Origin of the sequence: Vibrio sp. PID23_8 (assembly GCF_003584965.1) — a bacterium.
In the GTDB taxonomy this organism is placed as follows: domain Bacteria; phylum Pseudomonadota; class Gammaproteobacteria; order Enterobacterales; family Vibrionaceae; genus Vibrio.
This window is the reverse complement of record NZ_LIXE01000006.1, coordinates 118,675-131,396: the sequence shown is the minus strand read 5'-3', so window position 1 is coordinate 131,396 and position 12,722 is coordinate 118,675. Positions and strand designations below refer to the sequence as shown.

Sequence of the window (12,722 nt, the reverse complement as noted above, 5' to 3'; positions counted from 1 at the left end):
CAACATAAGTGGGCTTAGTTATGAGTATATACAGTAAGATTCTTGTTGTTGCTGACATCAATCATGATGAGCAGCCAGCTCTTGCAAGAGCAGTTCAATTAGCTCAAAAAAGTGTATCCCGAAGCCGAATCACTTTCTTTCTTTCAATCTACGATTTTTCGTATGATATGACTTCAATGCTATCGGTTGATGAAAGAGATGCTATGCGTCGGGGGGTTATCCATCAACGCGAACTGTGGATGCGTAAGATTGCCCAGCCGTATTTAGAAGATGGATTCGACTTTGATGTTTGTGTTGTTTGGCATAATCGCCCTTATGAAGCAATCATTGCTGAAGTGTTCGCTGGTGATCACGATATAGTGATCAAAGGAACTCGTAAACACGACGTTCTAGAATCTGTCATTTTCACGCCAACAGATTGGCATTTGTTACGTAAGTGCCCTAGCCCGGTACTTCTCATCAAAAATGCGGATTGGCCTGAGCATGCAAGAATTCTTGCTTCTGTTCACGTTGGTTCTGAAAACCCAACTCATATTGACCTGAATGACTCGATGGTAGAGCGTCTTAAAGAAATCAGCAATCGACTCGACGCTGAACCATTCCTCGTTAATGCTTACCCAGTCACTCCAGCTAACATTACCATTGAATTGCCAGAATTCGACCCAACAACTTATACCGATGCCGTTCGTGGGCATCATTTAACGGCAATGAAAGCACTTCGTCAAAAACATGGTTTGAACGAAGAGCAAACCATCGTTGAACAAGGTTTACCAGAAGATATCATTCCAGCAACGGCAGAAAAGCTAAATGCAGCGATGGTGATCCTTGGTACTACAGGGCGTACAGGCTTATCAGCTGTGTTTATCGGTAATACCGCGGAACATGTAATTGATAAAATCAATTGCGATGTATTGGCCTTGAAACCGAACGGTTACATTAGTCCCCTTGATCCTAACACTGCCTCGTAATGTTATTTTTTACCGCTAGAAATCAAAATCCCCCAATTATTGGGGGATTTTGATTTAGATGTTAGTGACATCGATAAACATGGACTCATCAATGTTTGTCGAAGATACCACCGCTTCACTAAATTCATATTCTTCGCGATTGCCTTCACGATCCAACGGAAGATTCACAAAATCAAACAATTCGCGGTCCGCCAGTTGACTTGGGCTTACATTCTGAATTGATTTGAAGATCGCTTCGACTCGGCCAGGCGTCTTCTTATCCCATTCAATCAGCATCGCTTTGATTGATTGACGCTGAAGGTTCTCTTGTGAGCCACACAGATTACAAGGAATAATTGGGAATTCTTTGTGTTCTGCGTACTTAATTAAGTCTTTTTCGCGACAGTAAGTTAGAGGGCGAATAACAACGTTACGGCCATCATCAGAGCGTAGCTTTGGTGGCATCGCTTTTAAGCGAGAACCGTGGAACATGTTTAAGAACATCGTCTCAACAATGTCGTCCATATGGTGACCAAGTGCTAGCTTAGTTGCACCAATCTTCTCAGCAAAAGAGTAAAGCGTACCACGACGTAGACGTGAGCATAGGCCACAAGTCGTTTTACCTTCTGGCACCTTCTCTTTCACAACGGAGTATGTATCTTTATCGACGATGTAATAAGGAATGTTCAGTGTTTCAAAGTAGTCCGGCAGAATGTGCTCTGGGAAGCCTGGTTGCTTCTGATCAAGGTTAACCGCAACTACTTCAAATTTAATAGGCGCAGCCTTTTGTAGATTCAGCAGGATATCAAGCATCGCAAATGAATCTTTACCACCGCTTATACATGCCATCACAACATCACCTTCTTCAATCATGTTGTAATCTGCAATGGCATTTCCAACATGTCTTCTTAGACGTTTCTGAAGCTTGTTGAATTCAAGGGTTTCTTTTCTTGTATCTGTTTGGTTCATCACGGGCTCTCACATCGCCGAAAAATCGACTGTAGGACTTCCTAACATGGGTTTCTTTGGGGCGTGGATTATACGGGCTTTTTACGTAGGATTAAATCTTTGTGTGATGGAGTCCATCAATAAATCGCACGAAAAGAGGTCGAAGAGCGTTATAAATAACAAAGAGCTGCTATTGCAGCTCTTTAAAAATCAAATCGCGATTAGTTTGTTGCGTTTGGTAGATAAGGTAATACGCGAGTCGTTGGCTGTGGCAAAGTCATATACCCGCCCTCTCCAATTTCGCTCAATGCCACTTGTACTTTGCCATTAACAATCTCCTTTATTGAGCCGTTAGAGAAAGTAATTGTGTCATTGAGTTTGTTTGCGAACTCCATCGTGACACCTTGTACTTCTGGAGTGAACCAATTAGCAAACATACCACCTAGATCTTCTAACAGGGTCTGCATTTGTGGAATAAGTGGCGTAAGTTGTTCGTAAGATACGTTACCCTGTAGTACTTCTTTCGTCATTACTACTAATGAATAATCACAGCGCGTGTCTTTTGATGTGTGCACAAACACCAACGGATTTGCTGATTTAAGGTTTTTGTCGACAGGGAGCGGCAGCTCTTTAGTCGCTGGAATCACGAACTCTTCGTAATGCTCTTCTTTTTCCATCCATGCTTTTTCTATCTCACACAACTGCTTAGTTTTAGAATCCACAAAGAAAATGCCGACTTTTACATCATCATTACCTTCTTTGTTATTGTTCTTTAGTTGCGTGTAGAGCTTAGAGTACGTAAACATGTACTCTTGAGCGTGAGTCGCAGGCGATACTAACACCAACATCGCACTGCCTAGTAAACTTAGGCTTAACTTCTTCATTGAACCGTTATTTCTTTTATTATATCCAGTAAGCGTTATTGTGACGAATCATCGCACGCAAGTCATTAACGTATCCGATACCGCGTTCTGAATATGCGAGCAAACCATGTGTCAGCTCTGATGCTGTCGCCACAGATAACAAATCCTTTTGTTTCCCTGCTAAGTTAGCGCGTATATCACGCAAGTCAGCATAAGCACGGTTACGATTAACATTCATAAAGTAGCCGTGTACAGACTCCTGTACAGTATCAAACATCTTTACTTCATGTGTGTTACCGGCGCCACGTTTTGCAGGAACAATTCCACAGCCCTTCTTATAACACCATTGACCAAACAAGTTGTTCGCTTGAGTAGCAAAACGAGAGGTCCCCCACGCAGATTCATTCGCAGCTTGAGTTAATACTAAAGCTTCTGGCAACACATTTACACGCTTGAACATTTCATCCAACCAAGTTTGCGTGACTGTGTTGTCGTCTAGTGGGAAAGAATAAAGTGCAGCCAAACGCTCTGCATAAGACGTTTGCTCGGAAGTCACATCTCCAACCTGTAATGACGTTAAAAATGCTCGCTCTTTCTCGATACGTTGATTTTCTAACGCAATTTTAGGACGAAGGAAATCAAAGAACGCTGCCTTTTTGTCTTTCGTATCTTTAATCGAATTGAAGTCCGGGATCTCACCTATGTGTGGAAGGTGCGAAAAATCCGGATATGAAACAGGACCTTGCACGACTTGCGGGTCGATTGCATTGCGATATTCGCGGTCGTAGTGCAAATAAGGGCCTACAGAAGCAAAAGTGGCGGCTATTAAGATAGCCGTCACTCGTAAACTCATTGATTTTAAGGATTTAGGCATTAAACACCTGAGAGTTACCATCGTGATCGTTTTGCTGTGTTGCTACGATCTTCAATTTGATACCAAACATTTCGCGGTACAGAATTCCCTTTAAATGGAAGAAGAACGGTAATACGAAAATGAGGCCTATACCATAGAACATTGCCGCAATAATAAACATCAACATGACGCTTAAGTAAAGCCCTGCAACCACAAAAATCTTTTTGTTTATAGCTCGAAGCGACAGTAGCAGCGATTGCATTGGAGGGACTCGCTTTTCACAAATTAGCAAAATCGAATGGCTAAATGCTAAAGATAAATAGAGGGATAGCAATGGAAAAATTGCACCCACCGCACCTTGCAGCACTAAACTAAATAACGTAGCCAAAATGACCGGAATGGTAAACTGAAGCCCCTTTCCTACATGACGAACTTTGGTCTTCAAGCCTGCAACATGGCTCATCGCCATTAGGCTAACACCGGCGTAAATCGGCGCACTGATCACTTCGTAACTAAAGTTTGCGACATAAATGGCGGTAACAATGTCACTAGTAAAAGACTCTGGATTTTGCAACGCATCTAAAATAACGCTTGGGTCACCCAACTGCAGTTGGAGCGCAATATAGAAAATACCCAGTTGGACAAAAAGTAGCAGGATAATTGCAGGCGAAAATGATAAAAATTGCTGAATAGTCGTGCGCCAAGCTTCGCTAAAAACGGCACCCGCTTTTAGTTCGTATTGACCAGAAAGAGCTCGCTCTACACTCCCTCCAAGATTGAAGTCTTTCTCAAAATCGTTGTTCATATATCGTCCAAGGCTAACATGTAAAAATTTTTCTGGAAAACCAGTGTATTAATATTACGCTCATTATAAAGAAATCTGTCGATGTCTAAAATCATAATCCACTTACTAAACTTGCAATATCTGTGATTTGGTCAATAATTAATCACTTGCAAGCTTATGAAATTGAAAACAATTGCTGATTTAAAAATTGGCTTAACAGATTGTAACAATGTCGTTTATATACCTGTAAAAACAGTATGGTAAGGATTGTTTACTTTTGCCTGCAAAATTTTTTCTGTTTCAAGATAAGAAAATGCTTTGATTTCACAATTTTGGTGATTATCATGCGCGCCTCAAAAGTGAATGACTAATGTCACATCAATTGGTCCAAACCCAATTTGAACGTGGGAGAAATACAGACGTTGAACGCTAAACAGCAAGCAGGAAAGCCAGTAGTTCGTCTATCTGGTATTAGCAAAAGTTTCGATGGTAAGGAAATCATCGGTAATTTAAATCTGGATGTTAATCATGGTGAGTTTCTGACGATTCTTGGCCCTTCTGGTTGTGGTAAAACAACAGTTTTACGCATGATCGCGGGTTTTGAAACGGCAGACAACGGTCAAATCGTTTTAGATGATCACGATGTAACCCAGGTTCCTGCAGAGCAAAGGCACGTCAACACAGTATTTCAGAGTTATGCGCTCTTTCCTCATATGACTGTGTTCGAAAACGTTGCATTTGGTCTTCGTATGCAGAAAACACCTGCTGCTGAGATCGAACCACGCGTGATGGAAGCGCTACGAATGGTACGCCTAGAAAAAATGGCGCAGCGTAAGCCTCATCAACTTTCAGGTGGACAACAACAACGCATCGCGATTGCTCGTGCCGTTGTTAACAAACCTAAGGTACTGCTGCTAGATGAATCTCTATCTGCTCTTGATTACAAACTACGTAAACAAATGCAGATCGAGCTAAAACAACTTCAACGTCAGCTAGGAATTACCTTTATCTTTGTAACTCACGATCAGGAAGAAGCCCTATCAATGTCTGACCGCATTATCGTTATGCGTGATGGTGTCATTGAACAAGATGGCTCTCCACGTGAAATATACGAAGAGCCTAAAAACCTCTTTGTGGCTCGCTTTATCGGTGAGATCAACGTATTCAACACGACCATGCTTGAGCGTATCGATGAGAAACGCATTCGAGCAGAAATCGAAGGTGTTGAAGCGGTGGTATACTTCGACGGAGAAGCACAAGCCGGTGACAAACTACAAGTACTACTTCGCCCAGAAGACTTGCGCATCGAAGAGATTAAAGAGTCAGAAGAAAAAGGCATCGTAGGTCACGTGACTGAACGTACCTATAAAGGTATGACATTGGATTCCGTAATTGAGCTGGATTCAGGTATGCGCGTGATGGTAAGCGAATTCTTTAACGAGGATGATCCTGATGTGGACCACTCTCTCGGCCAGAAAGTCGCGATTACTTGGGTTGAGAGCTGGGAGGTAGTACTAAATGATCAGCAAGAAGCTTAATCTTCAGAACGCGATCATTACCCTAATTGTTGGTTGGCTAACACTTTTTGTGTTGATCCCGAATCTAATGATAATCGGTACAAGCTTCCTGACACGTGATGAAGCGAATCTAATTGAATTAACGTTTACCTTCGACAACTACCTTCGTCTACTGGATCCCCTGTATGCGAAAGTGCTAATGCACTCTTTCTACATGGCGATCATTGCGACGTTGTTATGTCTAGTGATTGGTTACCCATTTGCTTATATCGTAGCGAAGATGCCTGAAAGATGGCGTCCGTTCATGTTGTTTTTGGTGATTGTACCGTTTTGGACCAACTCTCTGATCCGTACTTACGGACTTAAGATTGTTCTTGGTACCCAAGGCATTTTGAACAAATCACTGATGGCAATGGAAATCATCGATAAGCCACTGCGCTTAATGTACACCGAAACAGCGGTTATGATCGGTCTCGTTTATATCTTGCTTCCGTTTATGATTCTGCCGCTTTACTCGGCAATCGAAAAGTTAGACAACACGTATATTGAAGCTGCAAAAGATCTTGGTGCGAACAAAATCCAAACGATTACTAAAGTCATTTTACCGTTGACAATGCCTGGTATTATCGGCGGCTGTCTATTGGTACTGCTTCCAGCACTAGGTATGTTCTACATCTCTGACCTTTTAGGCGGCGCGAAGAACCTACTGATCGGTAACGTAATTAAAAGCCAAGTATTGAACGCTCGTGACTGGCCATTTGGTGCAGCAACCAGTATTGCCCTAACCGTCGCAATGGCTATTATGCTGTACGCCTACTATCGCGCAGGTAAACTATTGAATAAGAAGGTGGAGCTAGACTAATGGGACGCACAGTTAGATTTAGCTTTATGACGCTGGTATACGCATTTTTGTATCTGCCAATTATCGTCTTAATTGTTAACTCATTTAATGCCAATAAGTTTGGTATGAAATGGGGTGGTTTCACGACCAAATGGTATGAAACGTTAGTAAATAACGACAGTTTAATGCAAGCTGCATGGCATTCACTAAATGTTGCGGTATTTTCCGCAACGGCTGCTACACTTATTGGTAGTTTGACTGCCGTTGCCCTATTCCGTTACTCATTTAAAGGTAAAGGTGCAGTCAACGGCATGTTGTTTGTTGTAATGATGTCACCTGATATCGTGATGGCCATTTCATTGTTGGCTCTGTTCCTAGTATTAGGCGCACAACTTGGCTTCTTTACTTTATTAATTGCTCACATCACTTTCTGCTTACCATTTGTTGTGGTAACAGTATATAGCCGACTAAACGGATTTGATGTGAAAATGTTAGAAGCGGCAAAAGACCTTGGTGCAAGTGAATGGGTTATCTTAAAACAGATTATCCTTCCTCTTGCTAAACCAGCGGTAGCCGCAGGTTGGTTGCTAAGCTTCACCCTGTCTCTAGACGATGTGATTATCAGCTCGTTTGTAACAGGACCAACCTATGAAATCCTACCATTGAAGATCTATTCAATGGTGAAGGTAGGCATTTCACCTGAGGTGAATGCATTAGCGACGGTTATGTTGATTGTATCTTTGATTTTGGTAGTGATTTCTCAGTTGCTAGCAAGAGAAAAAGTAAAGTAAAATCTACCACCGTCAAATCATCAAACAGAATGGTTACATCCCATTCTGTTTTTCTATCTATCGTCCAGTTAATTGGACAACGTTTGGTTTGGAGCTAACGTCAATGAAAAAATGGGCTACTCTATTAGCTGGTAGTGCATGTGCGCTTTCTCTGTTCTCTGGTTCAGCGGCAGCGGACGACAAAGAATTGGTATTTATGAACTGGGGTCCTTACATTAACAGTAATATCCTAGAGCAATTTACCAAAGAAACTGGCATCAAGGTTATCTACTCGACTTACGAGTCGAATGAAACGTTGTATGCAAAGCTAAAAACTCATAACCAAGGTTATGATCTAGTCGTACCTTCAACTTACTTCGTCGCAAAGATGCGTGATGAAGGTATGCTACAAAAAATCGACAAGTCTAAGCTGAAAAACCTCGGCAACCTAGATACAAATTACCTAGATAAGCCTTTCGATCCAAAGAATGACTACTCTATTCCACACGTTGTTGCGATTACAGGTCTAGCAGTGAATGCTGACATGTACGATCCAAATGACTTCCAAAGCTGGGCTGACTTATGGAAACCTGAGCTTGAAGGTCAAGTAATGCTGATGGACGATACTCGTGAAGTATTCCACATTGCACTGCGCAAACTGGGTTACTCTGGTAACACCACAGATCCAAAACAGATTGACGAAGCATACGCAGAGCTGCAAAAGCTAATGCCAAACGTACTAGTATTTAACTCTGACAACCCAGGCGCACCTTACATGTCTGGTGAAGTTGGTGTTGGTATGCTTTGGAATGGTAGTGCGGCAGCAGCTCAAAACGAAGGCATGAACCTGAAGCTTGTATTCCCTAAAGAAGGTGGTATCGGTTGGGTTGATAACTTTGCTATCTCTTCTGGTGCTAAAAACGTAGATGCTGCTCACAAAATGATCGACTTCTTACTGCGTCCAGAAATTGCTGAGCAAATCTCTCGTGATACTGGTTATCTAACAGCGGTTGCAGAATCTAACGCGAAGTTCAAAGACGTTGCTCCACTGTTCCCTTCTCAAGAAGATCTTGACCGAGTTGAATGGCAAGATTCTGTCGGTGACATGACAGTGAAATACGAAGACTACTTCCTGAAGCTGAAAGCGGGTCAATAATCTGCTTAAAAAGGCATCTACTAAAAAAAATAGGCAGCAATACGCTGCCTATTTTTGTCATTGACTGATATACTTTTATACCCTATTAACTTGAGGGTTCAGAGTGTCATCACTATTTCGAATTCGAGGTTATTTAGGTAAACGTAGCCAGGTTTATTTGACGCGGCTTCAAACATTGTCACCTATTTATCCAATAATGATTGAGGTTGGTGATCCGAATAAACAGGATTGTGCTTATCGCAATGGGTCTATCAATACCATCCGGTGTTGGTATGTGCTATTGCTGAACAAAACGGAAAACAAATGAAAAGTAAATTCTACGCAAGCGCACTGTGTGCAGCGACTCTAATCGCTACCCCTGCAATGGCGGCTGATCAAGAACTTTATTTCTACAACTGGTCGGAATATATTCCAAATGAAGTTCTTGAAGACTTTACAAAAGAAACTGGGATCAAGGTCATCTACTCTACGTACGAGTCTAATGAAAGCATGTACGCAAAGTTGAAAACTCAAGGTTCTGGTTACGACTTGGTAGTACCGTCTACCTATTTCGTATCAAAAATGCGTAAAGAAGGCATGCTGCAACAGATCAACAAAGAGAAATTGTCTCATTTTGCTGATCTAGACACTAACTTCCTGAACAAACCGTTCGACCCGAATAACAACTACTCTATCCCATACATTTGGGGTGCGACGGGTATTGGTATCAATGCAGACATGCTAGATAAGTCTTCTGTGACTAAATGGGATGATTTCTGGGACAGCAAGTGGGAAGGCCAACTGATGCTGATGGATGATTCTCGCGAAGTATTCCACATTGCATTGAGTAAGCTTGGTTACTCACCTAACACAACGAACCCAGATGAAATAAAAGCCGCTTACGAAGAGCTGAAGAAGCTAATGCCAAACGTATTGGTATTTAACTCAGACTTCCCAGCGAACCCATACCTAGCAGGCGAAGTTTCACTTGGTATGCTTTGGAATGGCTCTGCATACATGGCTCGTCAAGAAGGCGCGAACATCGACATCATCTGGCCAGAAAAAGGCTCTATCTTCTGGATGGACAGCCTAACAATTCCAGCTGGCGCTAAGAACGTTGATGCTGCGCATAAGATGATTGACTTCCTATTACGTCCAGAAAACGCAGCTAAGATTGCACTAGAGATTGGTTACCCTACTCCAGTGAAAACCGCACACGAGCTACTACCGAAAGAATTTGCTAACGATCCAAGTATCTTCCCACCACAAGAAGTGATGGACAGCGGCACATGGCAAGATGAAGTTGGTGAAGCAAGCGTGCTTTACGATGAGTACTTCCAAAAACTAAAAGTAGACAACTAATCAGTCTGTCGAATTAGTTTAGAAAAGCGGCTTCGGTCGCTTTTCTTGTATCTGGAGTATGGACAAGTACCCGGTCCAAAACACAATGCATAGGAATATTTGTGTCCTACACGTTTGTTTAAGCGCTAGCTTCGTTTTCTAGCGCAAGAATTTCGGCAACCAATTTTGGCACTTCAACGCTTGCTTTGCCGTAACGTTTCTCTTCAAACTCACTCTCGACTGCACTTGGTTCTAAATTGATTTCAATGGTATGCGCACCATGCATCTTCGCGTCATGAACAAAACCTGCAGCGGGATACACAACGCCAGAGGTACCGATAGAAATGAACAAATCTGCCTCTTCTAGGGCGGCATAGATTTCTCCCATTCGCAAAGGCATTTCACCAAACCACACTATGTGTGGACGCATTTGTGAAGGAATTTGGCAACAATGGCACAGCTCACCGGTTTGAATGTCTTTCGAATGCTCAATGACTTGATTTGATTCACTACAACGAGCCTTTAGTAACTCACCATGCATATGAATAATGTTGCTGCTGCCGCCTCTTTCATGAAGGTTGTCGATATTTTGGGTAATGACAGTCACTTTGCCCGAAATTTCTGCTTCAAGGCGTCCTAGCGCGATATGTGCGGCATTAGGTTGTATATCTTCACCCTGCAGTTTTTTTCGGCGTTGATTATAAAAACTTTGGACCAGATCCGGATCACGCGCAAAACCTTCAGGTGTCGCTACATCTTCAATGCGATGATTTTCCCATAGGCCATCTTGAGCGCGAAACGTTTGAATACCGGATTCTGCCGAAATACCAGCCCCAGTTAGTACTACAATATTTCTATAAGGGAAATTCATAACTCATCCTTGTCGTTCTTTTTCACAAGCTTAACACTGGAAGATTAACAACAGTAGTAATATGGATTAGACCATAGTCGTAATGACGTTAACTAATGTTTCGTTTTGAGAGGAAAAACAATGACGCGAGCCGTTTTAGCTCTTTTTTTACTTACCACCCTAGCGGGCTGTCAACTCACACACGTTGAAGGTGAAATTGACGACGTGAAAGTCAAAGTGAGTACGAACGATAGCAAGCACTCTGGTAATGGTAACTTCTGTCCTCCTGGTCAAGCTAAGAAAGGCAACTGTTAATACTTGCTTTGAAAGATAATAAGCATAAAAAACCCTCGATAAATATCGAGGGTTTTACGATTATAGCCTCACGCTTATGAAACCATCATTCTTTACAGATTTGGGCCAGTTGAAGGACGATGAGGCAAATTATTACGTAGCTGTTGCATACCTTGATACATACGTAGGAACCACACGAGAATCGCTAGTGCAGCAAACAGCATGCCTATCCATGGAATAAAGTATGCGATGGTATCCAGTAGTGAACTGTGTACCCAATAGTCGCTCACACCAATTAATACACCATTCGACGTTGCAACCGTTACGATCAAAACCACGAAGAACGTCAGGTAAAGGAAAAAAGTACGAATCAAGCCATAGTAATGAGAGTTCACCACATCGCTGTCATCACCTTTATCCAAACGGTAACCTGCATAAATGATTGCGATAACGCCTGAGATCAAAAACGTAAACGGGGTCAAACAGCTCAGGATGTATGCAACCCAAATCCCGTTATGATGTTTGTTCATTCGCTTTCGCTCCTTTTACTTCCGTTTGTGCCACGTTTGAGTCACCAATGGCGTCTTGAGACTTCACATCTTCATACCAAAGATCGTGGTGCTCTTTCGCCCAGGTTTCGTCGACTTCACCAGTGACCATTCCCTCTAGCGCACCTTCCATACCGAACAGACCAATGTAGATGTGGAAGATAAAGCCACAGATCAAAATAAGCGCCGATATTGCGTGAATAAGGTTAGACAGTTCCATATCACGACGAGTCTGGCCAAAAATCGGGAAATCCAAAACTAAGCCACTGACCGCGGCGATGGCACCAAAGAAGATTAGCAACCAGTAGACTGCTTTCTCACCACCGTTAGAGAACCCTGCTGATGGGTGCGTTCCTTTGTGCTTACCAACCATACCACCCATTTTCATAAACCAACGAATGTCAGTCATATTAGGGATGGATTTGCGCCACCATTTCAGCAGTACAAAGATGAGCAAGATAAAGAACAACGGCCCGATGTAGTTGTGGTATTGCTTCGCGAGCATCACTACAAAGCCCCAGAACTCGGTCGATACATATGGTTTTAAGAAGTGTTTACCGTAAACCAACATTAAGCCGCTGAATGCCAATGTCAAAAATGTAAACGCCATACTCCAGTGAAGTGCCCGGTCTAATCGAGACCAGCGTTTTATCTTTTTACCCGTTCTAGGCTTACTTAGCATCAGAGGACCTACGAATAAGTAAGCCATGATCACCATTGCGATACTACCGAAAATAGCCACAGCACCAGCTGGAGACATCCATTTTTCTTTCAGTAAATACCATGCCTCGCCAGGCGTATTGATTAACACTTCATGCTCCGGAGACATGGATCCTGTTGTACCTGCCTCTCCATCTCTGACTTGACGCCAGAAATCAGCACCTGCAAGTTGGATAACTTCTGCCTTCACAATTTGTTGAGCTTGGCTCTCTTCTGCATGAACTGGTAACGTCACAGCCAGCAACAATGCTGTTAACACAAACAGCATTGCCAGAGGCGCACGTTTAATGGAATGTAACATGAGTCTCTCC

General features: G+C 42.6%; 14 protein-coding genes. 7 read left to right on the top strand and 7 right to left on the bottom strand.

Features of this window, described 5'->3' with window-relative positions:
• The first annotated feature begins 20 nt into the window (after window positions 1-20).
• On the top strand, window positions 21-968 hold the full coding sequence (uspE, locus tag AK966_RS12390) for a universal stress protein UspE (RefSeq protein ID WP_099077980.1): 948 nt from the start codon (window positions 21-23) through the stop codon (window positions 966-968).
• A 54-nt stretch (window positions 969-1,022) separates the two neighbouring features.
• Here the strand turns inward: uspE and ttcA are convergent, their stop codons facing one another.
• The 4 genes from ttcA to AK966_RS12370 form a co-directional block, all read right to left on the bottom strand.
• Window positions 1,023-1,916 carry a tRNA 2-thiocytidine(32) synthetase TtcA gene (ttcA, locus tag AK966_RS12385; protein ID WP_099077981.1) on the bottom strand — a complete coding sequence of 298 codons (894 nt, stop codon included), beginning with the start codon at window positions 1,914-1,916 and terminating at the stop codon, window positions 1,023-1,025.
• 200 nt (window positions 1,917-2,116) lie between these two features.
• Window positions 2,117-2,779 (bottom strand): DUF2987 domain-containing protein, encoded by a 663-nt coding sequence (locus AK966_RS12380; protein ID WP_119464249.1) that lies wholly within the window; start codon window positions 2,777-2,779, stop codon window positions 2,117-2,119.
• A 19-nt stretch (window positions 2,780-2,798) separates the two neighbouring features.
• Window positions 2,799-3,632, bottom strand: coding sequence for a glucosaminidase domain-containing protein (locus tag AK966_RS12375; RefSeq protein WP_099077983.1), 834 nt, complete (start codon window positions 3,630-3,632; stop codon window positions 2,799-2,801).
• Complete coding sequence (locus tag AK966_RS12370; protein ID WP_099077984.1) at window positions 3,625-4,416, bottom strand: hypothetical protein; 792 nt, start codon at window positions 4,414-4,416, stop codon at window positions 3,625-3,627. Before AK966_RS12370 ends, AK966_RS12375 begins: the two co-directional genes overlap by 8 nt.
• Before the next feature lie 401 nt (window positions 4,417-4,817).
• Here AK966_RS12370 and potA point away from each other — a divergent pair, with 401 nt between their 5' ends.
• The 5 genes from potA (at window position 4,818) to AK966_RS12345 (ending at window position 10,020) form a co-directional block, all read left to right on the top strand.
• Window positions 4,818-5,933 carry a spermidine/putrescine ABC transporter ATP-binding protein PotA gene (gene potA, locus AK966_RS12365; protein ID WP_253252645.1) on the top strand — a complete coding sequence of 372 codons (1,116 nt, stop codon included), beginning with the start codon at window positions 4,818-4,820 and terminating at the stop codon, window positions 5,931-5,933.
• Complete coding sequence (potB, locus tag AK966_RS12360; RefSeq protein WP_099077986.1) at window positions 5,914-6,774, top strand: spermidine/putrescine ABC transporter permease PotB; 861 nt, start codon at window positions 5,914-5,916, stop codon at window positions 6,772-6,774. The genes potA and potB overlap by 20 nt, the downstream gene beginning before the upstream one ends.
• Window positions 6,774-7,544 (top strand): spermidine/putrescine ABC transporter permease PotC, encoded by a 771-nt coding sequence (gene potC / locus AK966_RS12355; RefSeq protein WP_099077987.1) that lies wholly within the window; start codon window positions 6,774-6,776, stop codon window positions 7,542-7,544. Before potB ends, potC begins: the two co-directional genes overlap by 1 nt.
• Before the next feature lie 103 nt (window positions 7,545-7,647).
• Window positions 7,648-8,679 carry an extracellular solute-binding protein gene (locus AK966_RS12350; protein ID WP_119464248.1) on the top strand — a complete coding sequence of 344 codons (1,032 nt, stop codon included), beginning with the start codon at window positions 7,648-7,650 and terminating at the stop codon, window positions 8,677-8,679.
• A gap of 303 nt (window positions 8,680-8,982) precedes the next feature.
• Complete coding sequence (locus tag AK966_RS12345) at window positions 8,983-10,020, top strand: extracellular solute-binding protein (RefSeq protein ID WP_119464247.1); 1,038 nt, start codon at window positions 8,983-8,985, stop codon at window positions 10,018-10,020.
• A 118-nt stretch (window positions 10,021-10,138) separates the two neighbouring features.
• Here the strand turns inward: AK966_RS12345 and cobB are convergent, their stop codons facing one another.
• On the bottom strand, window positions 10,139-10,870 hold the full coding sequence (cobB, locus tag AK966_RS12340) for a Sir2 family NAD+-dependent deacetylase (protein WP_099077990.1): 732 nt from the start codon (window positions 10,868-10,870) through the stop codon (window positions 10,139-10,141).
• A 120-nt stretch (window positions 10,871-10,990) separates the two neighbouring features.
• Here cobB and AK966_RS19930 point away from each other — a divergent pair, with 120 nt between their 5' ends.
• Complete coding sequence (locus tag AK966_RS19930) at window positions 10,991-11,164, top strand: hypothetical protein (protein ID WP_172438039.1); 174 nt, start codon at window positions 10,991-10,993, stop codon at window positions 11,162-11,164.
• Window positions 11,165-11,256: 92 nt separating this feature from the next.
• Here AK966_RS19930 and AK966_RS12335 read toward each other — a convergent pair whose 3' ends face one another.
• A complete protein-coding gene (locus tag AK966_RS12335; RefSeq protein WP_099077991.1) occupies window positions 11,257-11,673 on the bottom strand; it encodes a hypothetical protein in 417 nt (138 codons plus the stop codon).
• On the bottom strand, window positions 11,657-12,712 hold the full coding sequence (locus tag AK966_RS12330; protein WP_119464246.1) for a formate dehydrogenase subunit gamma: 1,056 nt from the start codon (window positions 12,710-12,712) through the stop codon (window positions 11,657-11,659). The genes AK966_RS12335 and AK966_RS12330 overlap by 17 nt, the downstream gene beginning before the upstream one ends.
• Window positions 12,713-12,722: the final 10 nt, after the last annotated feature.

Bases quoted from the DNA above. Each gene is read 5' to 3' on its own strand.
- uspE (WP_099077980.1), top strand. From the start codon at position 21: ATGAGTATATACAGTAAGATTCTTGTTGTTGCTGACATCAATCATGAT.
- ttcA (WP_099077981.1), bottom strand. From the start codon at position 1,916: ATGAACCAAACAGATACAAGAAAAGAAACCCTTGAATTCAACAAGCTT.
- AK966_RS12380 (WP_119464249.1), bottom strand. From the start codon at position 2,779: ATGAAGAAGTTAAGCCTAAGTTTACTAGGCAGTGCGATGTTGGTGTTA.
- AK966_RS12375 (WP_099077983.1), bottom strand. From the start codon at position 3,632: ATGCCTAAATCCTTAAAATCAATGAGTTTACGAGTGACGGCTATCTTA.
- AK966_RS12370 (WP_099077984.1), bottom strand. From the start codon at position 4,416: ATGAACAACGATTTTGAGAAAGACTTCAATCTTGGAGGGAGTGTAGAG.
- potB (WP_099077986.1), top strand. From the start codon at position 5,914: ATGATCAGCAAGAAGCTTAATCTTCAGAACGCGATCATTACCCTAATT.
- potC (WP_099077987.1), top strand. From the start codon at position 6,774: ATGGGACGCACAGTTAGATTTAGCTTTATGACGCTGGTATACGCATTT.
- AK966_RS12350 (WP_119464248.1), top strand. From the start codon at position 7,648: ATGAAAAAATGGGCTACTCTATTAGCTGGTAGTGCATGTGCGCTTTCT.
- AK966_RS12345 (WP_119464247.1), top strand. From the start codon at position 8,983: ATGAAAAGTAAATTCTACGCAAGCGCACTGTGTGCAGCGACTCTAATC.
- cobB (WP_099077990.1), bottom strand. From the start codon at position 10,870: ATGAATTTCCCTTATAGAAATATTGTAGTACTAACTGGGGCTGGTATT.
- AK966_RS19930 (WP_172438039.1), top strand. From the start codon at position 10,991: ATGACGCGAGCCGTTTTAGCTCTTTTTTTACTTACCACCCTAGCGGGC.
- AK966_RS12335 (WP_099077991.1), bottom strand. From the start codon at position 11,673: ATGAACAAACATCATAACGGGATTTGGGTTGCATACATCCTGAGCTGT.
- AK966_RS12330 (WP_119464246.1), bottom strand. From the start codon at position 12,712: ATGTTACATTCCATTAAACGTGCGCCTCTGGCAATGCTGTTTGTGTTA.